The sequence below is a fragment of the Trinickia sp. NRRL B-1857 genome, from assembly GCF_050470685.1.
Lineage (GTDB): Bacteria > Pseudomonadota > Gammaproteobacteria > Burkholderiales > Burkholderiaceae > Trinickia.
On record NZ_JBFLUK010000011.1, the window covers coordinates 20,134 to 44,012 of the forward strand.

General features: G+C 60.6%; 19 protein-coding genes. 5 read left to right on the forward strand and 14 right to left on the reverse strand.

The genetic code is table 11. The annotated features are described in order from the left end of the window. Positions 1-8: 8 nt before the first annotated feature. The 4 genes from gsiB to AB1286_RS21180 are packed head-to-tail and all read right to left on the reverse strand — an operon-like array spanning position 9 to position 5,387. Positions 9-1,556 (reverse strand): glutathione ABC transporter substrate-binding protein GsiB, encoded by a 1,548-nt coding sequence (gene gsiB, locus AB1286_RS21165; protein WP_430365213.1) that lies wholly within the window; start codon positions 1,554-1,556, stop codon positions 9-11. 29 nt (positions 1,557-1,585) lie between these two features. Beyond that, the gene (locus AB1286_RS21170) at positions 1,586-3,463 is read right to left on the reverse strand and encodes a dipeptide ABC transporter ATP-binding protein (RefSeq protein ID WP_430365214.1); all 1,878 of its coding nucleotides are present in this window, start codon (positions 3,461-3,463) and stop codon (positions 1,586-1,588) included. A gap of 57 nt (positions 3,464-3,520) precedes the next feature. Beyond that, positions 3,521-4,516 carry an isoaspartyl peptidase/L-asparaginase family protein gene (locus AB1286_RS21175; protein WP_430365215.1) on the reverse strand — a complete coding sequence of 332 codons (996 nt, stop codon included), beginning with the start codon at positions 4,514-4,516 and terminating at the stop codon, positions 3,521-3,523. After that, a complete protein-coding gene (locus tag AB1286_RS21180) occupies positions 4,509-5,387 on the reverse strand; it encodes a MurR/RpiR family transcriptional regulator (RefSeq protein ID WP_430365216.1) in 879 nt (292 codons plus the stop codon). Before AB1286_RS21180 ends, AB1286_RS21175 begins: the two co-directional genes overlap by 8 nt. Before the next feature lie 120 nt (positions 5,388-5,507). On the opposite strand from AB1286_RS21180, the gene AB1286_RS21185 reads away from it, so the two are divergent. Both AB1286_RS21185 and AB1286_RS21190 read left to right on the forward strand, forming a co-directional pair. Further along, positions 5,508-6,317: an aspartate/glutamate racemase family protein gene (locus AB1286_RS21185; RefSeq protein ID WP_430365217.1), complete on the forward strand. Its 810-nt coding sequence runs from the start codon at positions 5,508-5,510 to the stop codon at positions 6,315-6,317. An 89-nt stretch (positions 6,318-6,406) separates the two neighbouring features. Then, positions 6,407-6,823 (forward strand): GNAT family N-acetyltransferase, encoded by a 417-nt coding sequence (locus AB1286_RS21190; RefSeq protein ID WP_430365218.1) that lies wholly within the window; start codon positions 6,407-6,409, stop codon positions 6,821-6,823. 172 nt (positions 6,824-6,995) lie between these two features. Here the strand turns inward: AB1286_RS21190 and mgtA are convergent, their stop codons facing one another. From mgtA to AB1286_RS21205, 3 genes are read right to left on the reverse strand one after another with little or no spacing between them, the layout of a single operon-like run. Then, positions 6,996-9,533 (reverse strand): magnesium-translocating P-type ATPase, encoded by a 2,538-nt coding sequence (gene mgtA / locus AB1286_RS21195; RefSeq protein ID WP_430365219.1) that lies wholly within the window; start codon positions 9,531-9,533, stop codon positions 6,996-6,998. 13 nt (positions 9,534-9,546) lie between these two features. Then, on the reverse strand, positions 9,547-9,996 hold the full coding sequence (locus AB1286_RS21200; RefSeq protein ID WP_430365220.1) for a DUF2501 domain-containing protein: 450 nt from the start codon (positions 9,994-9,996) through the stop codon (positions 9,547-9,549). A 14-nt stretch (positions 9,997-10,010) separates the two neighbouring features. After that, complete coding sequence (locus AB1286_RS21205) at positions 10,011-11,525, reverse strand: acetyl-CoA hydrolase/transferase family protein (protein WP_430365221.1); 1,515 nt, start codon at positions 11,523-11,525, stop codon at positions 10,011-10,013. 612 nt (positions 11,526-12,137) lie between these two features. Between AB1286_RS21205 and AB1286_RS21210 the strand changes: the two genes are divergently transcribed. Next, a complete protein-coding gene (locus tag AB1286_RS21210) occupies positions 12,138-14,414 on the forward strand; it encodes a filamentous hemagglutinin N-terminal domain-containing protein (RefSeq protein WP_430365222.1) in 2,277 nt (758 codons plus the stop codon). A gap of 75 nt (positions 14,415-14,489) precedes the next feature. Here AB1286_RS21210 and AB1286_RS21215 read toward each other — a convergent pair whose 3' ends face one another. After that, the gene (locus tag AB1286_RS21215) at positions 14,490-15,434 is read right to left on the reverse strand and encodes a LysR family transcriptional regulator (protein ID WP_430365223.1); all 945 of its coding nucleotides are present in this window, start codon (positions 15,432-15,434) and stop codon (positions 14,490-14,492) included. 103 nt (positions 15,435-15,537) lie between these two features. Here AB1286_RS21215 and AB1286_RS21220 point away from each other — a divergent pair, with 103 nt between their 5' ends. Next, positions 15,538-15,912 carry a nuclear transport factor 2 family protein gene (locus AB1286_RS21220; RefSeq protein WP_430365224.1) on the forward strand — a complete coding sequence of 125 codons (375 nt, stop codon included), beginning with the start codon at positions 15,538-15,540 and terminating at the stop codon, positions 15,910-15,912. A gap of 93 nt (positions 15,913-16,005) precedes the next feature. Then, positions 16,006-16,464 carry an N-acetyltransferase family protein gene (locus AB1286_RS21225; RefSeq protein WP_430365225.1) on the forward strand — a complete coding sequence of 153 codons (459 nt, stop codon included), beginning with the start codon at positions 16,006-16,008 and terminating at the stop codon, positions 16,462-16,464. A gap of 42 nt (positions 16,465-16,506) precedes the next feature. Here the strand turns inward: AB1286_RS21225 and AB1286_RS21230 are convergent, their stop codons facing one another. From AB1286_RS21230 to AB1286_RS21255, 6 genes are all read right to left on the reverse strand, one after another. Further along, entirely contained in the window at positions 16,507-17,835 is a 1,329-nt protein-coding gene (locus AB1286_RS21230) for a type II toxin-antitoxin system HipA family toxin (RefSeq protein ID WP_430365226.1), read from the reverse strand. Between the two features lie 2 nt (positions 17,836-17,837). Continuing rightward, a complete protein-coding gene (locus AB1286_RS21235) occupies positions 17,838-18,281 on the reverse strand; it encodes a helix-turn-helix transcriptional regulator (RefSeq protein ID WP_430365227.1) in 444 nt (147 codons plus the stop codon). A 281-nt stretch (positions 18,282-18,562) separates the two neighbouring features. Beyond that, entirely contained in the window at positions 18,563-19,567 is a 1,005-nt protein-coding gene (locus tag AB1286_RS21240) for a DMT family transporter (RefSeq protein ID WP_430365228.1), read from the reverse strand. A gap of 88 nt (positions 19,568-19,655) precedes the next feature. Next, complete coding sequence (locus AB1286_RS21245; protein ID WP_430365229.1) at positions 19,656-20,282, reverse strand: TetR/AcrR family transcriptional regulator; 627 nt, start codon at positions 20,280-20,282, stop codon at positions 19,656-19,658. A gap of 437 nt (positions 20,283-20,719) precedes the next feature. Beyond that, complete coding sequence (locus tag AB1286_RS21250) at positions 20,720-22,513, reverse strand: cobaltochelatase CobT-related protein (protein ID WP_430365230.1); 1,794 nt, start codon at positions 22,511-22,513, stop codon at positions 20,720-20,722. After that, complete coding sequence (locus AB1286_RS21255; protein ID WP_430365231.1) at positions 22,510-23,751, reverse strand: AAA family ATPase; 1,242 nt, start codon at positions 23,749-23,751, stop codon at positions 22,510-22,512. Before AB1286_RS21255 ends, AB1286_RS21250 begins: the two co-directional genes overlap by 4 nt. Positions 23,752-23,879: the final 128 nt, after the last annotated feature.

Sequence of the window (23,879 nt, forward strand, 5' to 3'; positions counted from 1 at the left end):
TGATCCGCTTATTGCGTCAGATCGACGTCGCTGAAGTTGAACGAGCTATCGGGCATGACATAGAAACCGGTCAAGCTTTTGCTCTGCACCGACAGATTGCGATCCGTCGTGAGAAACGCCCACGGTGCGTCCTTCCAAACGCGCTGCTGCGCATCGGCGTAGAGCTGTTCTCGCTTGGCGGCGTCGGTGATCAAGAGCGCATCGGAGATATCCTTGTCGACGTCCTTATTCGAGTAGTACGCCGTGTTGTAGAACACGGGCGGCCAACCGTTGGTGGTCAGCAGCGGACGCAGCGCCCAATCGGCCTCGCCCGTCGAAGCCGACCACCCGCCGTAGTACATGCGTACCGGCGCGGTTTTCGGATCCTTCACGGTCTGGACACGCTGCACGCGCTGGCCGGACTCGAGCATTTCGATCGAGGTCTTGATGCCGACTTGTGCAAGTTGCTGCTGGATAAACTGCACGACCTTTGCCGACGTACCGTCGTTATAGCCCGACCACAGCGACGTGGAGAAACCCGTCGGGTATCCCGCTTCCTTCAGCAACTCGCGCGCCTTCGCGGGGTCGTACGGCCACGGGGCCATCTTGTCCGCGAACGCTACGCCCTGCGGCACCACGCCTTGAGCCGGGAAGGCGTAGCCGGCGAATGCGACCTTGGCAAGCGCGTCTTTGTTGATTGCATAGTTGACGGCCTCGCGTACCCGCACGTCGTCGAACGGCTTTTGTAGCGTGTTCATCGACACATAGCGCGTCGTGATCGACGGCGTCGCGACCAAATTAAGCTTCGGATTCGCCTTCAGGATGCTCGCTTGCTCGTACGGCACCGGATACGCGAACTGCGCCTCGCCCGTTTGCACGACCGCCGCGCGAGTGTTGTTATCGGTCACCGTGCGGAAGGTCAGCGTGTCGATCTTCGGATAGCCCTTGTGCCAATAGCCGTCGAACTTCTTGACCTTCAGGTACTCGGCCGGTTTCCATTCGACGAATTCGAACGGGCCCGTACCGACGGGATGAAGCGCAATGTCTTTGCCCCATTTTTTCAGCGCCGTCGGCGAGATCATCATCGCGGACGGATGGGCAAGCGCGTTGATGAGCGCCGAGAACGGCTCGTTGAGTTCGATCTTGACCGTATAAGGATCCACCACGGTCACCGATTTGATGCGATTGAACTGGTTGTAGCGTGCAAGCCCGTTGCTCTTGTCGAGCACGCGGTCGAGGTTGACCTTGACCGCTTCGGCATTGAAGTCCGTCCCGTCCTGGAACTTCACGCCCTGACGGAGCTTGAAGATATAGCTCAGCCCGTCCGGGCTCGCCGTGTAGCTCTCCGCGAGCAGCGGCTGGACTTTCAGGTTCTTGTCGAACCCGAACAGCCCCTCGTAATACGACTTGCCGACGGCCTGCGCCAGCGTCGAATTCGTGTTGTACGGATCCAGCGAATCGAGCGTGATGGGCACCGCGACGGTCACGTCCTTCGCGGCCATCGCCATCGGGGCGGTGAAAACCCCAAAGGCCAGCGCGGCGGCCCCTATCCATTGTTTCGCGCGAAACGTTCGCATGGTTGAACTCCTCGTTGCGGGTGGGTGCATCAAAACTGCGCGGCAATGGCGTGCTGCGCGACGTAGTGGTCTTTGTCGATCTGCTTGAGCGGGGCGACGACGGGTTCGTCGCCTACGTCGCGGATCGGGCTTGGGATTTCGCCCGACAGCAGCTTCCGGTCGAGATGGCGCCGCTGCGGGTCCGCGACGGGCACGGCTGCCATCAACCGTTTGGTATAGGGGTGCTGGGGGTTTTCGAAGATGTCGCGGCGCGAGCCGATCTCGACGATTTGGCCGAGATACATGACCGCCACCCGATGACTCACGCGTTCCACCACGGCCATGTCGTGCGAAATAAACAACAGGGCCATGCCCATTTCGCGCTGCAAGTCGATCAGCAAGTTCACGATCTGCGCTTGAATGGAAACGTCGAGTGCAGACACCGATTCGTCGGCAATCACGACCTTCGGGTTCGTGGCGAGCGCCCGCGCAATGCAAATCCGCTGACGCTGTCCACCCGAGAACTCGTGCGGATAGCGCTGCGCCGCGTCAAAGGGCAAGCCCACGCGCTCGAGCAAATAACGCATGCGTGCTTCCGCCTCGCGAGTCGCGTATAGGCGATGGATGCGCATCGGCTCCATAATCGAGTAGCCGACCGTCAGCCTCGGATCGAGCGAGGCCAACGGGTCCTGAAATACGAATTGGATATGCCGGCGCAGGTCGCGCAATGCGTCGCCGTGGAGACGGCTGATGTCCTGGCCGTCGAACATGATTTGGCCGCTCTGGCTCTTGACCAGTTGTAGCAGCGAACGGCCGGTCGTCGATTTACCGCAACCCGATTCGCCCACTAGCGCCAAGGTCTCGCCGCGATGTAGATCGAAGCTAATCTTTTCGACCGCATGCACGCGACGCGTGACGCGGCTCAAAAGCCCCGTGCGGATATCGAAGCGCGTAGTCAGGTCGCGCACGCTCAAGATGGGCTCGCGCTCCGGCGCTGCGGCGGCGGGCGCGGTCGACGCTTTCTGCGGTGCCACGTCGGTGCCTGCGAGCAGCGGGAAGCGCTCCGGCGAATCGGTGCCGCGCATCGATCCCAGCCGAGGCACCGCCGCTAGCAGCGCACGGGTATAGAGATGGGAAGGCGCATCGAAGATCTGCTGCGACGGCCCTGTCTCGACGGCTTCCCCGCGTAGCATGACGAGCACGCGGTCGGCGACTTCCGCCACGACGCCCATGTCGTGCGTGATGAACATCACGCCCATCTGCATTTCGCACTGCAATTCGCGAATCAATTGCAGGATCTGCGCCTGCACCGTCACGTCCAGCGCCGTCGTCGGTTCGTCCGCGATCAGAAGCGCCGGCTTGCAGGCAAGCGCCATCGCGATCATTACGCGCTGGCGCATACCGCCCGACAGTTGATGCGGATAGCGTCCAAGCACATTTTTCGCGTCGGGGATGCGTACCTGGTCGAGCATGCGCAGCGCTTGCGCACGTGCTTGCTCCGCGCCGAGTCCTTGGTGCAGGCGGATCGACTCGGCGATTTGTTCGCCCACCGGAAACACGGGGTTGAGCGACGTCATCGGCTCCTGGAAGATCATCGCCAGATCGGCGCCGCGCATCGCGCGCATCTGTTGCCCCGAGCATTGTGCGATATCGACCGTCTGCCCCCCGCGCCGGCGAAACCCGAGACGACCGCCGGTGATGCGGCCGCCGCCGTACTCGACGAGTCGCATCAGCGCGAGCGACGTGACCGACTTTCCCGAGCCCGATTCGCCGACGATCGCAAGCGTTTCGCCGCGGTCGATATGAAACGAAAGATGCTTGACCGCCTCGACGGTGCGCTCGGATCCTCTGAACTCGACGCTCAGGTCTTCAACTTGGACAACCCGCTCGGTCGCCATGTCCGCGAAGGCGGCAGTTTTCTCGCTCATCGTGATTCTTCCGAAGAAAAGAGCCGGGCTTGCTCCTCGCGAACGCCCGTGGTCGATTTACTTGTAGATGGCGACGACCGGGGGCTGTCCTGCGCGAATGAAGCCCCGGTACATCCCTTCCGTGTTGAACGGCATGCTGACGTTGCCTTGCGCATCGACGGCGACCAAACCGCCGCGTCCGTCGATTTGCGGCAGCCTCTCGTGGACCACGTGATGCGCGGCTTCATCCAGCGACGCACCGCCGTATTCCATGCGTGCCGCGATGTCGTGCGCCACGACCATGCGGATGAACATTTCGCCGCTGCCCGTGGTCGAGATGGCGCAGGTGCGGTTGTCCGCATAGCATCCGGCGCCGATGATCGGTGCGTCGCCGACGCGGCCCGGCTGCTTGTTGGTCATGCCGCCCGTCGAAGTCGCGGCGGCGAGGTTGCCGTGTGCATCGAGCGCCACGGCGCCGACCGTGCCGAGCTTGCGGTCTTCGTCGAGCGGCGCTGCGTTTTGCGGGGCGCGAGCAAACGACAACGGCACCGCGCCGGTCGCAGCGGCATCGTGATCGAGCGCAGTGTGCTGCACATCGGTTTGCTGCACGCGTTCGAGCTGTTCGCGGCGCAGCGGCGTGGAGAAGAACGACGGGTCCACGCATTCGAGCCCTTGCGCTCGCGCGAACGCCTCGGCGCCTTCGCCGACGAACATGACATGTTGGCTGCGCTCCATCACCGCGCGCGCCGCGAGCACGGGATTGCGCACCGTACGCAGATTGGCCACGGCTCCGGCGTTGAGCGTGCGGCCGTCCATGATCGATGCGTCGAGCTCGTGCGTACCGGCGCTCGTGAACACGGCACCATGCCCTGCATTGAAGAGCGGGCATTCTTCGAGCAGGCGCACGGCTTCGGTGACCGCGTCGAGTGCGCTGCCGCCTTGCTCCAGCACTCGGCCCGCATCTTGCAAGATGCGAGCGAGCGCGGTTTCGTACGCCTCGCGCATTTCGACGGTGGCTTGCGCGCGTGCCATTGCGCCCGCGCCGCCGTGGATCGCCAATACAGCGTCAGTCATCGTTTTCGTCCTGGTTGTTCAGCCATGGCATCACCGCTTCGGTCAGCTGCGCCACGTCGTCGAGCGAGTTTTCGGAGCGGTGCGCAACCGCCGCCGACAGCGCTTCGATCATGCCGAGCGCCGCCGTTTCCGAGTTGGAGAGGTACTGGCGTTCGCTCGATGCATACAGGCAGATGTCGGCGTGCTTGGCGAGGGGCGAGGTGGGCTTGTCGGTGATGGCGAGTACGTCGGCGCCGGCGTCTCGAGCCGCTTTCGTCAGCGTGACCGTGTCCGCGAGATAGCGCGGAAAGCAGATCGAGATCAGCAGATCGCCCTTGCGCACGCGCGAGATCTGGCGAGCCGCTTCGGAGACGCCGCCCAGCGTTGCGAGGCTTTTCACGACGTCGCAGTGCACCGTGAGATTGCGTTGCAAGAATCCGGCGAGAAACCCGCTGGAGCCGAAGCCGAGAACGAAAATCCGGCGCGCGCTAAGCACCGCCTGTACGGCTTTTTCGCACTCGTCGGCGCTGAGCGACATCCGGGTCAGTTCGAAATTGCGTTGGTCCTCGTACAGCGACGCGGAAAAGATATCCGCGGCCGATGCCGCGCGCGTGCGCTCCAGGCGCAGACGCTCCACCGGTGCGAGCGCTTGCTCGAAGCCTTGCGCAAGGAGCGCCCGAAACTGCGGATACCCCGGTAAGCCAAGCTTGCGCACAAAGCGATTGGCTGTTGCGTTGGATACCTCGCAGGCACTCGCGAACTCGTCGATGGTCATCACGGCGACCTTGAACGGCTTCGCTAGCACGTAGTCGGCAAGGCGCCGATGCGCGTCGCTCAACGAGGGCAACACCTGCGCGATACGGTCGACGACGGAAGCCTCTGACTTGCTCATTGCACTCCGAATACGGTTGAGAATTTGGACATGAAAATATTTTTTCGCCACAATAGCCAGGACGAAAATATAGTTTCATTGGGGATAACCCTAATCTGATGTTTGTCCACCCGTATCGCGATGACTACTGACCCGCTCCTGCCGACCGGCACGTGCTTCGTGTCCGGCGTTTCACGACCTGAGCTCAAGGCGAGACTGAGTGCACGCTATCCCGTCGGTATCCTCGGGGGAATGGGGCCCGCTGCCGGTGTCGATTTCGTGCGTCTGTTCTTGTCGGCGTGCGAGCGCTGTTTGCGCGAGCACGACACGCCGATCGTCGATCAAGCGTTTCCCGAGCATTGGCTCGCGCAGATTCCGGTGGTGGACCGCAGCGCGGCGTTGCTCGATCCGAATGCGCCCCAGCCGCTGGAAGGCATGTCGTTGGCGATCGAGCGGCTCGTGGGGCTCGGCGCTCGCGCCGTGGCGGTTGCTTGCAATACCGCACACGCGTGGCAGGCGGTTTTGCAGCAAGCGCAGCCGGACGTCGAACTGCTGCATATCGCGCGGGAAACGGCGGCGCATCTACGCGCGTCGGGCGTCACATCGGCGATGTTGTTGGCAACGGATGGAACGTACCGGATGGCGCTCTATCAAGAGGCGCTCGATGCGTGCGGGATCGGCTGCGTGTTGCCTTCTGCTGCGGAGCGCGGCGCGCTGATGGAGGGCATCTACGACGGCGTCAAGGCCGGCCGGCTCGACCTTGCACGAGAGCGATTCGCCGCGGTGGGCAGGGTGCTGCACGAACGGCACGGCGATTTGCCGATGGTGATGGCATGCACGGAGATTCCGCTCGCGATGCCGTTCGTTGACGAAGCTCGACAATGGACGCTGGTGGACCCGGCCGAGGTGCTGGCGTTGGCGTTAGCGCGGAAAGCGTATGGACTGGCTTGATCGCACGGCACGGGAGCGGTTTTCCGATTGCGCTGTTACCGTAGAGCAAAGCGAACGGTAGGGGAGATGAGATGGTTAAGATTCGGACAATGACGATCGAAGACTACGATGCTGTCATCGAATTGATGAAGAGAACGCCGGGCGTGACTTTCAGAGATGCCGACTCGCGAGCGGCTACTCAACGATACCTTGAGCGCAATCCAGGCTTGAGCTTGGTAGCAACAGTCGGCGACGGCATAGTGGGCTGCCTCATGTCCGGACATGACGGTCGCCGTGGATATTTGCAGCATCTCGTCGTGGAGCCGGCCCATCGCCGGAAGGGAATTGCCAATGCGCTGGTCACGACATGTTTAGACGAACTTGAAAGCCTCGGGATTGTTAAGAGCCATGTCGATGTTCTCAAGTCGAATCGACTCGCGCATTCATATTGGAAGAGCCAAGGATGGGCCTTGAGAGCCGACATCGATCGCTACTCGTTCATTCGTGGCGGCAACTCGAATGCGTGATTGCACGCGCCGCAAGGTCCCGCGTCGTGCGGGGAAATGATCGCATCGCACGTACGCCGAACTCGTTTTACGAAAGCAGATACAAGATGGTGAATGGCCGGCCGGTGGCTTATCTCGCCGCCAAGCGCGCTCGATCAACGCGTTCCTCGGCCCCCCCCAGCACCTTGCCGCCTCAGTGTGCCGCGAAGTGGCGGTAAAACAGTCGCTTTATCCATTCCACGGTGACTAAATAGCAGAGCAGCATCGCCAATAGGATCAGGAAGAACTGAGGCGGGGGTGCGACGAAGCCGAGAAGCGCGGCAAACGGCATGAAGGGCAATGCGCCGGCAATTAGCACGACCGCGAGCGACGTAATCGTCAAGACTCGACTTGGTCTGCTCTTGAATGGACTTCGCTGGGTTCTAATAACAAATATCACCAATACCTGAGTGGCGATCGATTCGATGAACCAGCCGGTGTGGAATAGCGCCTCACCCGCACGGAAGGCCTTCAACATGATGAAAAACGTCAGAAAGTCGAAGACCGAACTCACTGGGCCGACCACCCACATGAAATTGCGAATGAACTTCGTATCCCAATGCTTCGGATGGGTAAGGAAATCGTCATCCACGTTATCCATCGGAATGGGCAGTTCCGAAACATCGTAAAGGAGGTTGTTGAGAAGAATCTGCGCCGGCAGCATCGGCAAGAAGGCGAGAAACATCGTTGCGCCCGCCATGCTAAACATGTTGCCGAAATTCGAGCTGGTTCCCATCATGATGTACTTCATGATGTTGGCGAAGGTCCGTCGGCCCTCCAGCACGCCGGCACGCAATACGTTCAAGTCTTGCCGCAGCAAGATCATCGCTGCCGCCGCCTTGGCGACGTCTACTGCGCTATCGACCGAAATGCCGATATCCGCGGAGTGAAGCGAGGGGGCGTCGTTGATCCCATCGCCAAGATAACCGACGGTATGCCCGTGAGCTTTCAAGCTCAGGATGACGCGGTTTTTCTGCGCCGGCGTGACCCGGCAAAGCAAGTTGGTGTGCTTTAACTGCACCGCGAGGGAGGGGTCGTCCATTTGCTGGATCTCGTTGCCGGTAAGCACCCCCGTGACCGGCAGGCCAAGTTGTGCAAACACGTGTCGGGTCACCAGCTCGCTGTCGCCTGTGACGATCTTGACGTCCACGCCAATCTCGGCCAAGTCTTTGAGCGCTTTGGCCGCGCTGGGCTTGGGGGGATCGAGGAAGGCCGCAAAGCCGGCAAAGATTAGCTCGGTTTCATCGCTCAGTACCGCGTGCGCGTAGTCCGGCGCGACCGATCGCCACGCGATGCCGAGCACCTTGAAGCCTTCTCGCTCAAGACTGTCGTGCAATGCCTGAATACTCGCGAGTGCGCCCTCGTCCAGAGGTTGCGTTGCCAGTGCCTCGCCTCTGGCGTATCGCGTCGAAAGTTTGAGGATGTCCTCGGGCGCCCCCTTGACCACTAGCAATCGCTGCTGAGCATCGTCGACCAACACCGAGACACGCCTGCGCTCGAAATCGAACGGTACCTCGTCGATCTTGCGCCACTGCCCGACCTCGATCTCCCTGTGCTCGAGGATGGCGGCATCCAAGGGGCTTTTGAGGCCGGTTTCAAAATAACTATTGAGGTAAGCCAGTCGCAGCACCTGCGCGCTATCTTGCCCTTGCGCATTCAGATGTCGCTCCAAATGGATGCGTGCCTCGGTCAGCGTGCCCGTCTTGTCGGTGCACAGGACGTCCATGCTGCCGAGGTTATGAATCGCGGCGAGCTGCTTGACGATGACATGCTGCCGAGCCATGCACAGTGCGCCGCGCGAGAGGGTGACCGTCACCACCATCGGCAGGAGTTCCGGCGTCAGCCCGACCGCAAGCGCGATAGCGAAGAGGAACGACTCCAGGAAGGGGCGATGGAACAGTGCGTTGACCAGAAATACGAAAAGCACCAGCAGGACGGTCAAGCGCATGATCAACATGCCGAAACTATGCGTACCCAGCTCAAAAGCGGTGGGCGGAGCCTTGGCCACGAGGGAATCGGCGACGTTGCCGACGGCGGTAGCCGCCCCGATCCGGCACACCATCGCCTTTGCCATTCCGCTGATCACGGACGTTCCCATGAAGATAGCGTTCTCGGCTTGGCTGAGGTCGCTCGTCGGCTCGGCAAGGTCGGTCGCATGCTTCTCGACTGGGTAGGATTCACCCGTCAGCAATGCCTGGTTGACAAAGAAATCCTTGGCCTCGATCAAGCGGCAATCTGCCGGCATCAGATCCCCGGCGGCAAGCAGAACGACATCGCCGGGAACCAGCGTGGCGATCGGCACTTCCTGCGGATGTCCATCACGTAACACGTTCGCGCGAACGGCAACCGTTTGTTTGAGCTGTTCCGCAGCGCGCCCTGCGCGATATTCCTGAACGAAATCCAGCGTCACGCTGATGACAACGATGACCCAGATGACCACGAATCCGGTGATCTCGCCCGTTAGCGCCGATACGGCGCTGGCGGCGAGCAGGATCATCACCAGCGGATTTCTGAAGTGGCTCAGATACTGGAAGATGAGGGATCGTTCACCGCGGGAGCGCAGTGTATTCGGACCGAAGCGTATGGCCCTTTGGGATGCTTCGGAGTGGCTCAAGCCGTCCGGCGATGATGCCAAACAGGCTTGCAATGCAGCAGAGGGCTGGTTCCAAAAGTGCGATTCCGGACAATCCATTGGGGATACCCGCTTACAACATCGATTTTCCTTGGGCAAGAATCTTGTCGCATATCTGCTTTGTGACCTGCTTTTGCAGGCCGCCGCCGCTCAAATCGAGTCGTTGGCCATCACCGCTGTTGAGAATGCCCTTCGAACCGTCCGCATAACCGCTGTCGGACGAAGGTGAACCACCCGCAAGCTTGCCTATCAGGGCATCCTTGACCGACGTTGCGCCGCCGCCAAGATAGTTGTTCTTGATGCAAAATTCCAGAACACCCGCGACGTTGCCGGTACTGCCGGATGTCAGCGATTGAACCGAGAGTCCTTTACCTAACCCGCCTAGGTTAGGCAGTCCACCCGACGAACCGCTGTTGCCGCCTTGATTGAGAAGGTTGCCCAATTGCGCATGGGACGTGGATAGGTAGAGCGAAGCAACGATCAACAGCCCCTTCGCTACGATGCGAAACCTGCGTTTGGTCATGACGTCCCCCTTCTCTAAGGTTTCATCGAACCGGTGCGCACGAAGCGTTCGTGCCAACTGAGCGATTCGGCCAGCAAATGCGGCGTCTGCTTGCCAAAGCTTTCATGGCACGCACGCTCGAAATAATCCTCGAGCATCGGCCTGAAATCTGGATGTGCACAGTTCGCGATGATTTTCCTCGCGCGCTGCTTCGGCGAGAGTCCGCGTAGATCGGCGATGCCCTGCTCGGTCACGACCACGGCCACATCGTGCTCCGTATGATCGACGTGGCTCGCCATCGGCACGATCCGGGAGATCGCCCCGTCCTTCGCCGTGCTGGCCGACATGAAGCACGACAGATATCCGTTGCGCGCAAAATCTCCCGACCCTCCGATGCCATTCTGAATCTTCGTGCCCATCACATGCGTCGAGTTGACGTTGCCGTAGATATCGGCCTCGATCATCCCGTTCATAGCAATACAGCCTAGGCGGCGCACCAGTTCCGGATGGTTGCTGATCTCTTGCGGACGCAGGACGATCTTATCGCGCAGCGCGTCGATTTCGTTCGCGAAGCGTTTCACTGCGTCCGGGCTCAGCGACAGCGCCGTCGCCGACGCGAAGCTAAGCGTGCCGTCGGCGAGCAAGTCGAGCATCCCGTCCTGAATCACCTCCGTATACGCCGTCAGATTCGAGAACCCGGCGGAGCTCAGCTCCGCGAGTACCGCATTCGTGATGTTGCCGACCCCCGACTGCAAGGGCAGCAGATTCGCCGGCAGGCGACCGCGCGAAACTTCGTGACGCAGAAAATCGAGCAAATGCCCGGCAATCTGCTTCGACGTCGTGTCCGGTGCGGAAAAGGCATTGCTGCGGTCCGGTGCATCGGTCTCCACGATCGCGACGATCTTGTCGGCGGGGCATCGCAAATACGGCTCGCCGATGCGATCGCTGGTCTTGGTTAACGGAATCGGCTTGCGGTTCGGCGGCAGCGCGGTGCCATAGTAGATATCGTGCATCCCGTCGAGACCGGCCGGCTGACGGGCGTTCACTTCGAGGATCACTTTCTTGGCCAACTCGAGCCAGGTCTTGTTGTTGCCGACCGAGGCGGAAGGAATCAAGAGCCCGTCTTCGCGGATGCCCGCGACTTCGACGATCGCCACATCGATCTCGCCGAACAGACCGAACCACGCGTATTGAGCCACGTGACTCAAGTGAATGTCCTGGTACTCGAGTTCGCCCGCATTGATCTTGCTGCGCAGGGTGGGATCCGATTGATAGGGCAGCCGCATGGAGATGCCGTCGGCGCGGCCGAGCGCCCCATCGAGCTCAGGAGCCGTCGAGGCGCCCGTCAGCACATTGATGCGGAAATCGTCTCCGCGTTCGTGCGCCGCTTCGATCTGCTTAGCCAGTGCGCTCGGCACCGCCTTGGGGTAGCCCGATCCGGTAAAGCCGCTCATCGCAACGGTCATGTTGGGGCGAATATGAGCAGCAGCTTCGTCCGCGGTACAGACGAGCGAGCGCAATGCGGGAGCGAGGATGCGTGAAGACGACATGGCAGTTTGTCGAGCGAATAGGGGTAGGCGACGTAGGCGTTGCACCGGGGCTCATGAGCCGCGCAAAAACACGCATGCAACGTTCACCTGATGAAAGAACCGAATTCTCGAAACTCGGCGATTACACGCTTGGGGGCACCAAGTTATTGTAAGCGGATGGTGCGCCGTCGGTAACAGTCAAAAATGCAAGTATTTGTCCAAAATCAAGAAATTCAAGAAATGGCATTTCCGGAATGGTGGATTGACAGGTCTCCTTCGAGTTGACGTCGACGAGCGCGCGGCGCATATGCCGGGCCAGTGGGCGATTCGCTGGCCCGTTCGTCGCTTTCTGAATGGTCTTTCCGGCGCGATCCCGAGTTTCGGCGCAATTTTCTCAATGAAGCGGGCGAGAAACAGCTAAGGATTGACCGATTTCGCCGCGAATTCGCGGTGGCGAACGCCTACCCTCGATATCGACTTATCTGACCTATTCGACTTTGCTATTCCAGCCTGCCGACATTGGCGAGTCAGCGCTTCATTGGTTTGTCCTTATGCAATGCACAACACGGCGTCCGCAATAGCGCCGTGCCGTTGCCGCGCGGCCAGGGCGACGGAACCACTAAGAGTGAGACCATGAAACCGTCAAATTCCGCATCGTATAAAGCAAGATCCGTTTCCGCTATTTCGTTCGCCGTCGCCGTCTTGTTCACGTCGGTTCACGCGCACGCCGGCCCGCTGCCGAGCGGCGGTCAATTCGTCGCCGGCACAGGCTCGTTCGATCGCACTGGCAGGCAGTTGACGATCAATCAGACGTCGAACCGCGGCATTATCGACTGGACGAGCTTTTCGATCGGCCATGGCAATCGCGTCGACATCGACAACGGCAGCGGCACCACGCTCAATCGGGTCACCGGCAGTTTCCTGTCGTGGATTGGAGGGACACTTTCGTCCACCGGTAGCGTTTATCTGATCAACCCGCATGGCGTGGTCGTCGGTCCCACCGGTGTCATTTCGACGGGCGGCCGTTTCGTCGCAACGACGCTCGATGCGGATAACGCCGCGTTCATGGCGGGCGGTGCGCTGACGCTCACCGGCAACTCAACCGCGCAAATCGTCAACCTCGGCACGATCGGTTCGAGCGGCGGAGACGTCTTCCTGATCGCGCGCAAGATGGTTAGCAATTTCGGCAGCATCTCGGCGCCGACGGGCTCGGTCGAACTCGCTGCCGGCCAAACGGTGCTGCTGCAAGATTCGATCTCGAGCCGGCAAGTGTTCGTGCAGACAGGCAGCCACGGCTCCGTGAGGAACAGCGGCACATTGCAGGCGGCACAGATTAGCCTGCAAGCCGCCGACGGCAACATCTACGCGTTCGGCGGCAATCATTCGGTGGTCCGGGCGACCGGGACGGCGGCACGCGACGGCCACGTGTGGCTTGTCGCGGACACCGGCTACGTGAAGCAAGCCGGACGAGTCGATGCGACGAATGCCGACGGCACGGGCGGCATCGTCGACACGATTGCCGCGACGTTCTCGCCTTGCCTATACGGCCCCACCACTGTCGTGGCCGGTATCTGGAACATCACCGCCCCTAGTCTGGCCGTCAACTGGCCGGTCAGCGTCGCGCTCTCGAACAGCCTGAGCGCCGGTACTTCCGTGAACGTCACGACAACGCAAGGCGACATCGGCGTTGGCTCGAACATTCTTTGGAACGGCAACGCATCGCTGACGTTCGGGGCCTACGGTTCGATTGCCCTCGCCAAAGGCGCGACGATCCAGAATCGAGGCGCCGGCGACCTCACGCTGCGGGCCGACGCAGCCGGTATCGACAATCACGGCAGCGTCACCAACAACGGTACAGTCGACTGGTCGCACAGCACGGGCATCGTGAGCGCCCTCTACGACATGAACGGGACTTATACGCCGGGCACCCTTCGCGCGAATGCAGTATGGACGCCGGCCACCGGTAGCGGGCTGACGACGCAGATCACCGGCTATGAACTCGCGAACTCGCTCGCCGATCTGCAAAACATCTCACAAAATCTAACGGGCAACTACGCACTCGGCAAGAACCTCGATGGCGCTGGCGCTAGCGTCATTTCGATTGGCAGCTTCACGTCGCCGTTTTCCGGTCAGTTCGATGGGATGGGGCATACGATCAACGGCATCACGATCGTGCCCGTAAATTTGGACGACGGCACGCTGCTGTCAGCGGGGCTCTTCGGCGCAATTGGCTCTTCTGGGGTGGTCCGCAACCTGAACCTGACGAACAGCTACTCCTCGGTAGTCTCGGTAGTAGAAGGAGGTCCCAGTATCACGCTTGCGCCTGCCGGTTTGCTCGTCGGCATCAACCAAGGGCTCGTCGCAAACGTGTTCGCGAGCGGCTCGCTAGACGTTTTCGTGGTAATGGCCGGCGGTTTGGTGGGCCAAAATCAGGGGCTCATTGAGCGGTCGGCTGCTGACGTCGCAGTCCAAGGCACTATGAGCGTGGCCGAACTGGTGGGGGAGAATGACGGCACGATTTCTCAGAGCTACGCGACTGGACCGGCCTCAGGCCTCCACCCTGGCGGCTACGCGGAGGGGCTCGTCTACCGGAACAAGGGGGCGATCAGCCAGTCGTTCATTACCGGGGCGGTCTTCCAGAACCCGTTCGATGGCGGCTCTCCCGTCGCCATTGCGGGCAATAATACGGGCGGGGCGAGCGCCGACAATTACTGGAACGTCCAAACGACAGGGGTGACGAACGGCGGTGGTGGCGTGCCGGCGAGCCACGGCCTGACAACGGCGCAAATGAGCGATCCCGCGAGCTTCGTAGGGTGGGATTTCAGCGCGAACGGCGCTTGGGTCATGCCAGCTGGCTGGACTCACCCGGTATTACGGTGGCAAATGGCCGCTGGCTTGCCGCCGCAGTGAGGCCGATATTGCCGAGGACCATCGGCATCGAAATTTCTCGTCGTTTTTCATGTCGGCCTCGTTGGAGGCCGTCGCTTAGCGCGCTGGCGAGGAATGTGGCGGTTCTAGAAGACCCGGCATCATGCCGACGACAAAGTCGATGAACGCTCTTACCTTGGCCGGAACGTGATTCCGGCTAGGGTAGTAGACATACAGAGGGAACGTCTCGTCGGGCCAGTTCGTTAGAACGGGCACTAGCGTGCCGGCACGCAGGTGCGCGTCGATGCCTAGGTCGATTATCTGCGCGATTCCGTAGCCTGCAAGACAAGCCCCGAGTTTCGTTCCGGCATCGGTGACGGTTAGGTTTCCTTGAACGGCCACCTTTACCTTCTCTTTGCCGCGCCAAAACTCCCATTCGAAGGGCCGGCCGGTAGCTGGGTCGATGGCCAGGATGCACTCATGGCCGTCATCGACTAGATCGTTCGGCGTCTTGGGTCGACCGCGTTGCTCAAGGTAGGACGGTGCGGCCACCGTTAGTACCCTCGGACTGTAAAGTTTGCGACAGACCAAGGTCGATACGGAGGGCGGTCCGAACCGTATAGCGAGATCGAATCCGTCGCTCACCAAGTCCGAGAGGTCGTTGCGCGTCTCCAGCTTCAGTTGAAGCGCGGGGTGGTCCTTCAGAAACTGGGCTAACTCCGGCGCTAATACAACACGAGCGAACGCCGCATCGCACGCCACACGTAGCGTTCCTTTGACAACTGAAGTTTGATCCGATGCGCCTATCGTCGCTTCTTCGATCCCTTGGAGTAACGGCAGCACTTTTGACAACAGCTCATGCCCAGCATCCGTGACTTCAACGTATCGGCTGGTGCGATGCACGAGCTTTGCTCGCAGCCGGTCCTCCAATCGTTGAATAGCGCGGCTTATCGCAGGCTGCGTCTTGCCTAGACGAGATGCGGCACGCCCGAAGCTCTTCGACTCGGCTAGGGCTGCAAGCGCAACCAAGCCGCCGACCAGTCCGCCGGCGAGGTCTTCCATGATTGATGTCTTCCTGTAATGGCAGCGATGACCGATTTGCACTATTCGAGAGCGAAAGGATCGTTCATTGTACGAGGCGCTCAACGACTGAGGAAAGCCCGAAATGACACAAACCGAAGCCCTAATCGCTGTAATTCACGACTATTTCAATTTGGCTTATGAGCCGAAAAGCCGTGACTTCAGTCAGATCTTCCATCCGAGCTGTCGAGTCCAGTGGGTTCAGGAAGACCAACTGCACATTCTTTCCGCGCAGGAATACGCGGCACTCATCAACGGAAGGCCAAGTCCTCAATCCGTCGGCGCGCCCAGGGATGAGGCTATCCTCTCGATGGAAAATATTTCGGACAATCTTTCAACGGCAACGGTGAGAGTGCGGATTGGAAACAAGCTATTCAACGATCATTTCGTATTGCATCAGGTTGAGGGCGCGTGGCTGATTGCAACTAAGGCGTCCACTATCGTGCGGACGTTCGACTGAAGCATGCGCCTCTCCGGGAGAGCGATTTCTCAAGCGTTCGGTCAATTCATTTTTGTTATTGTTGTGCGGTCTTGACGATTTCGGAGTGGATACATGCCCTTGATATTACGCGGAGCAACCCCGGCCGATGCTAGGGAGTTGGCCGACGTGTATTTGCAGTCTCGCCATGCGCTGGCATCGTACGCACCGCTCGTTCACACCGATGCGGCCGTGCGGAGATGGATCGCCAACGTCCTAATCCCATCGGGTGCCGTTACGGTGGCCGTATGCGACGGCGAAATCGCCGGCATGGCCGCGCACTCCGTCTCGAATGGGGTGGCATGGCTCGATCAGTTGTACGTATCTCCTCGATACAAGCGACAGGGCATCGGTACTGCCTTACTGGAATCGGTTAAGTCGCAGACAGCGCTCGAGCTGCAACTCTATACGTTCCAAATGAACCACGACGCCGCTGCGTTTTATGAGCGGCATGGCTTCGTTGCCATCGCATACAGCGATGGAAGTAGGAATGAGGAAGGCTGTCCCGATGTTTTGTATTGTTTGAAACGGTAACGCTTCCATGCGCAGGCTCGCAGCGATCACGACAATAGAGGGCTACCGTGCAGCGAGCTTTTTGCTTTGCGCTCGCATACCTTCGAAGATCTTGTCTGAGATGTCCTGAGGGAAACCACTCGGCAGCTGTGCCGTCACGTTTTGGATAACCGTTTCTGTCATTCCGGTTAGCGTGTCGATCATCTCGTCAACCTCCTCTGGCGCCAGCGTGACGCGCTGCCCCTGCGTAACCCAATGACGTCGACGGATCTCGCCGACGAGGTAATGCGCGTTCTTGCCGCGAACCGCCATGGCAAGCTTGACTCGGCGAGGAGAAAGCTGGTTCCGTCCATTCCCAATGATCGGATGGGCGGACAGCACATCATAGAGCGGCGTGGCGGCATAACGGTTTGACTGGCGATGGGCGATGCTGAAATTCTTCGCATGACCGTCGGGCGCCGCGAGGATCCAGAAAACGATCTGCGCCTTGAAGAAATTGAATTGGTCGAGCCTAGCCTGTTCTGAACCCGTGAGAATGCTCATAATTTGCTGGATACCAGGGCCACCATCCGCTTCGTATTTGCTATTGGAAGACGTACCTGTAGCCTGGCACATATCCTCTTGGGGGAGGCGCAGGATCCAAGAGCCATCACTCGCTAACTTCCGGTCGAATCTCGTTACCACGAGCACTTTCTGATCCTCGAAATTGGCGATTTCGCAGCTGGCGATCGGCAATCCGTAGGCGGCGACTATCTTCGAGCATAGCCACTCGTTCTCGATGGAGGTCCGCATGTCGGCCCGCATGTTTCCTACGAGCCCAAGCGGGAGTTTCAGAATATGCGTGGTGGGGGTGCTCCCCTCGGGTCGGAGCCATTGGTTGTCATGCCATAGAAGCGCGCTTTTCTCCTGCGCACCCGCAATGGAGAGTCGAAGATCGTCGATGGGGATATGCTGTCCAAACGGCGGAGCGGTGACATCTCGCAGCAAGCGCGCGATGCTAGCCTCGCTCATGGGCGTTCCGCGGATCTGTTGGAGATCGACCGGCCGCTCGCCGGGCAGGAGTATTTGGATCGCGCCGGCGCAGTCCCGTCCTAAGGCGGATAACAACTCGAAGGGAGCAGTGCCCTGGGTTTTGTGACGTATGGCGATACGCTCACGAATCGTGTCGCTGTCGGGAAGCAGGTTGTCGAAAAAGTTCGACACGACCTTTCCTCGATAAGGCTGGTTTCCTGGGGTGAAGGGCAGTGAGAGCGAGAGGGGTCGTCCTTGCTTGTCCTCGACCCAGGACTCGAGGTAGGTGAGCTTCTGACCGTCGCGCGTGGTTTCCCACCTTCCGACGGGAATACCGTTCATCCACAATTCCAGGCGTTTGGCATGCGCTCTGCGACCCATCGTTACCAATTCTCCCGCTTCTTGATGATTGGAGCGATAGGGCGAGGCTCGCCGGATCGACGCTTCGGTGGAGGTTCGGCATGCCCCGTCGCCTGTTTCGTGCCGGTCTTGGCGTTGCGCGGTGCGCGCGGTTTGACGTCGCTCTTCGTCCCGGCCAGCCGCCTCATTGGGGCAGATCCCTCGGCGCTTTTGGCCCGCTTCGCGCTCGGGCCCTCGAGTCTCGCAGGGGCTGACGCTTGTGTCAAAACGAGGCTGACGTTGAGCAGCTTGAAGATAAGATGGAGACGATCTAGGCTAGCGGACTCGGGCCTTGCCTCGAGTTGGGCGTATGTCTGCTGGGTTACCCCCAGGCGCGCAGCCAACTGTGCCTGCGTCAAGCCGGCAGCCTTGCGAAAGCCCACCAAGAGCGGGCGCAACTGCTGAGGAGTTATGACGGGGTAGTCCACGGTGTGTGTCGCTAAAACAGGAAATCATTTGTAAAAGGCAAAAACAGGATAGCATCTGTAATGCCAATTTTACAAGCCATCAGCTGTAAGTGACGGATACAGGAGAAAACCTGTAAAAATCTGCCGGATATTGAAAGCCCCCACTTTTCAACGGAATGCCTGCTTGATTCCTAGCGCGACGATCAGGCCTCCAGATATCACGTCGATCCAAGCCCCTCAATGCGTTCAGGCTCGGCAAAGCCAAGGGGTTATTCAAGCAATGACTATTCAGACGCAGTGCGCTACTGCCCGCCGCTGGCTGCTGCGGGCTGGACAGGCCGCGGCGGCATCGCCATCCGCAATGCGCGGCGGCGCAAATATACGTTGTTCATGACAAGCGCGACGGCAGTCAGCGCAGCGCCCGCAATCTGCGCCGGCACTGGGACAAAGCCTGTCAGCGCCGATACGACGAATGCGGTGATCGGCACCACGTCCATGAACAGTACTCCATTCATTGGGCCCAAGATCCGATTCCCGGAGACCCAAAACAATATCGCGCCGAAACCTGCGACGGGCCCCATGTAGAGCAGATGCGGTGCGATCGAGTACAACGTCGAGAGCGTCGGCGCGTGCACCGCATGCACCGCGATCAAGACCGCGTTCACCGTCACGATCGTCGTCAGACCGAGCCAGGTCGTCATCGTCGTGTACTTTAACGCGGACCAGCGCGCGAAGCGCATAGAGCCGAACGTATATATCACCCAACAGAATGCGCCGAGGACGATCAGCCCGCTAGCGGCATAGTGCTGAGGTCCATGTATGGCGGCCAGCAGATCACCTCTTGTGATCACGAGCGACACGCCGGAAAACGATAGGGCGACAAACACGAGCGACAGCACTGGCGGTGCACTGCGTCGTAGCCAAGAACTCAAAAGCAAGCCCATCATGGGTTGGGTTGCCATCATGATCGACGCGTCGAGCGCGCCGTCCGGCCCGGCAAGTTGTTGCCCAAGGAACACGAACGAGCCAAATCCGCAAAAGCCGACAGAGCCGAGCAACCATGCAACGACGAGCGAGTGGCCGTCCGCCGTGAAGGCGCCGGCTCCTTCACGATGCCGGAGCAGCATCGCGAATGCAATCCCCGCTATCAGATAGCGCAGCGACGTAAAGGTGAATGGGTCGACCCGAGCGAGCGCGTCGGTCATCACGGGAAACATGGCACCCATCAGCACCGTAGCCGACAGACACAACGCGACGCCTTTGCCATAACCGATCGACGATGCAGGTGACGCCGAATTCGATTTCATGACTGATCGTTCTCAAAATAGGTTTAAAAAATGCCGACATTGCCGGCACCCGTGAAAACGCGCTTGCGCGTCGATGGAAAGGTTGGTTTCAGACCAGTGCACGCATCGTCATGTCCACGATCGACGAAAGCGCTGATTTATCCATGTCGGTCTTGCCCAGCACCCGTAGCCCCTGAACGATGCAAAGCAGAAATCGCCCGACCTCCTCTGCATCGAGGCCCCGATCGAATTGGCCGGCCTCCTGGCCGCGCGCGATTGCAAGACTGAACTGCGTAGCGATGCGATGCAGCGTCGATTCGATGTGGGCGCGCATGGTCTGGTCGTCCGGCAGCAGTTCGATGGCTGCATTGGTGATAAAGCAGCCGTGTCGATCCAGAAGATTCGCGCTGACCAGCGTGTAATGCGTTAGCGCCTCGCGCAGCGCGTCGGCCGGCGGCATATCGGCGGCCAGTCGCTCCTTCAACCGAGCGATGGCGCCTTCCGCATAGCGATCGAACGCTGCGACGAGCAAGCCATGCTTATCGCCGAAGGTTCGATACAAACTCCCACGAAATACCCCTGTCGCGTCGCATAGGGCGTCGACAGGCGTTGCGTGGTAGCCGTGCTCCCAAAAGACGCGGGCAGCGGCATCGATCGCTTGCTCGACATCGAATTCGCGCGGTCGACCGCGTTCGGCGGAACGCGCGCGGGTTCGTAAAGGGTTGGCGGTAGTCATGAGGTGATATTAGAACTATTCATTCTCAAAATCAACTACGTCAGATGGACGAAGTGTGAATTCTCCGCGCCGCCAGGGGCGCAGCGTAACGACGGACGATCGATGCTTGGACGAAATCGAGCCGGCAACACTTGGAGCCTATCCGTATGCGCTTTGAAATGGCCGAACGAGCGCGGCTTGCGCCATTGACCGGTCCAATTGGGAGAAAAGTCATGCGTTGTGCACGCACCTTACCGTTCGATCGTAGTAAGCAAGGGTGGCAAACAGGATGCTTCCTCAAAGGAGGTGGCCGGCTATCTCGAAATCAAGTCAAAAAAGTACAACAACCCGAAGCTGTCCGACCTACATGACGAGAGTGTCAAGAAATGCCTAGCGCACATCACCGAGGTCGTGAAACAGTTGGGAATCCCGTTGTCGGGCAGACATAACACCCATCGCTACCGCTCAAGCAACATCCGGCTCAGTACCCCGAGCACGGTGGACGGCAACTCGGCCAGCCGGCTCACAACGAGGCTATGCGGATAGAACGACTCAACGGCATCGGTCAGTACGCCAACACCGACCAGCTCGATCCCGCGCACACCGATTGCCTCCACGCGTGCGCGCAAGTCACTGCGCAGCACCCGCGGATCGCCGTCGCCTGTCGACGGATAGCCATCGGAAAACACCATGAGGATCCGCCGTGCGGCGCGTTGCTCTGCAAGCCGAGCGGCCGCCCAGGCCAGCGCTTCGCCGTCGGGATTCTCGTAGCCGCAATCGATACATGCGAGACCGCTGAGCTCCGGCGAGCCAAAGCGTTTATAGATTTTCAAATCGAGCCGTTCGACGAATCGGTTATAGCCGCTCAAATCCGTGCCGATCGCACGTTGCCGTTCGAGCAATTCGCGCATCGGCGCGCACTCGACCGAGCTGTAACCGAGCACTTCGCATTCGAACGATAGCTGCGTCAGCGCGTCGGCGAGCGCGGCGATGCACAGTTGTGCGAGTTCGATCTTCTTGCCGGCCATCGAACCGCTGCGGTCGAGCAGCAGCGTAATAGCGACGTCGCGGCCCTTGGCCGCGCGCAGTGTGCGAAACGGTGTGCGGTAACCCGGCGATGTCGCGAGCTTGGCCAGTGCGGCGCGATCGATTTCACCGCGCTCCTGCTCGCGGCGCCAGCGGATGCGCTCGTCCGCGCTCAGTGCGCGTTCGAGCCGATCCTTCAGCGGCGCCGTCTGCGCGCGCGCAGCTTGTCGCAGCGCGCGCCAAGCCGCAGGCTCACCCGCGCCCGTTAAATCCGCTTCCACGTCGAACTCGGTGGCCAACGGTATCGACAGTTGGGGACGCGCATGAGCCGCGGCATCTAGAGGCCTGCGGCCGGCCGCGTCCTTCGGCTCGTCCGCCGCCCCGACATCGTCGCGTGCCGCCGCACCGAGCGGCGACCGGCCCATACCAACCGCTTCGCGCGAGGCATCCGCCGACGGTTCGGTGAATTCCTGCCGCGTACCGTCGGCCGCCAGCGGATCTTCGAGCGCAAAGGTGTCGTCGAACGATTCGAACGTGGATGCCGAGCGGTCGGTCTCGATGTCTTCGGCCGCCTGCGTCGTGAACATCATGTTGTTCGCACCGCCGGCCGACAGCGCGCGCACGCGCGTGACGATCGCCTGCGCGCGCTCGATGCTTTCGCGGCTCGAGCGACTCGTGCGCGCTGCATCGATCAACTCGCCGGCCGCATGCAAGGCTGCCGACAAAGAGTGGCTTTGCGTTTCGATCGCAGTCGGCACTTCGTTCCAAAGCGCGCGCTCGATACGCCATACCAATCGCGCCCGCCAATGCAGGCGAGGCCAGCGCCGCTCCGCGTCGCGCGCCGCATGCGCGCGCAGTACGCCAAGGAACCAGCGAGCGCCGGGATAGCTTTCCATCAACAACGATGCGACCCGCCGGTCCTCGATGACCTGCGCGAGTTCTGCCGTCACGCCGGCCGGCAGAGCGGCAAGCGCGTCGAGCGTCGAGTGCTTGGCGCGTGCGGCGAGCAGATCCAAGTACCCGACGAGCACATCCTTCTCCAGCGCTGTGTCGCCGGCACGATCGGGGATGACGATGCGCCCCCGCTCGACGCGCGGGCCGTCGGGGCTGAATACGACCGAGACGCCGTAGCGTCCGGTAATGACACGCGCGATCTTGCCGAGCGTCGATTCGAAGGCGAAGCCCTCTTGATCGCCTCTAGCGCGTGCGGCTCGTGCCGTGCTCATGAATTCGGCGCGATGTGGTGACGGACGATGGCACGAATGAACGCCGCATCTTCGGGGGCCACCTTCGCATAGATGGCCGGCTCCGCCGCTCGCTCGGGGTCGCCCGTGCGCAGCATGAGTTCGGCCCAGTCGATCAGGCGGCGCGTCGAAAATGCGCTCGATAGATCCTCCCGTAAGAACGCCGCGCGGCACTCGGCGGCGATGCTGGCCAGCGTATCGGCGAGAAGCCGCGTCATGTGCGGTGCGAGCGTGCGGACCAGTACGTCCGCTTCCTCGTCGGGCGTTAGATAGTCGATGCGATAGACGCGCCAACGATCGAGAAACGCCTCGTTCATCAGGTTGGCGCCTTGATACAGATGTCGGAACCGGCTCATCGCGCCGACGGCATTGGCCGTGGCGAACAGCCGAAAGTCCGGATGCGGCTCGACGATCTCATGGCCTTTCTCTTTCAGGACGAGACGCCCTTGCGGTTCGAGCACGGCCGTCAATGCGGCCAGAATCGACGGCTCCGCGAAATCGATCTCGTCGACGATGAGCCATAGCCCCTCGCGCATCGCAGTCGGAAGCACCCCGTCCACCCAGATCGTTTCGCCGCCCTTGACCGTCCAGAAGCCGACAAAATCGCCGGCCGTCGTCTGTCCGTTCATGTTCGAGCGCAGCACGCCATAGCGTGCGCGCGCGGCCACCTGCTCGATGAAGCTCGTTTTGCCGGCCCCTGTATGGCCGATCAGCATCACCCGCTTGTTCTCGAGAATGTCGAGGACGATGTCGTCGAACCGCGACGAGAACAGATAAGCGGGGTTGATCCGCGGCACGAGCGCGTGGCCTGCGCCGCAGGCGAATGCGATGCGGCCGATGAATACGGTGGCAGGGAGCGGGACTTCGCTCTTATCGCGACATTCACTGTGGTGCCACTTGCCGTCGCGATAGATGGCGGACACACGCGCAAGCTCGCTCATGAATGCGACGCTTGCATCGCCGGTCTCTTCGCCCAAGGACGCGTGCGCGCCGGCCGCGTCGGGTACGAACCCCTCGCGATGCCACTTCTTGAGTTTCGCCCGCAGGTTTTCCGCATCGACCACGAGATCGATGTCCCCGGGCGTATTCCCCATACCGTGCTGAATGCGATAGGTATGGGGCCGATCTCCGATCGTGACGCGCCACCATTGCTCGCCCGCTTCGGTAAGCCGTCGATAAAAGCCGAGGAAATCGTTCTCGGTAAATTCAGGGGCATTCATGGCATTTGGCGGTAATTGTGACTAGGATAACAAGGATCGTCGGTGTCAACTGACACAACTGGCAGACGGACCTAAATTTTATAGTAGGTTCGCGTCCGGCAAATCGCCTGCTTGCGTTTCCACCCGGA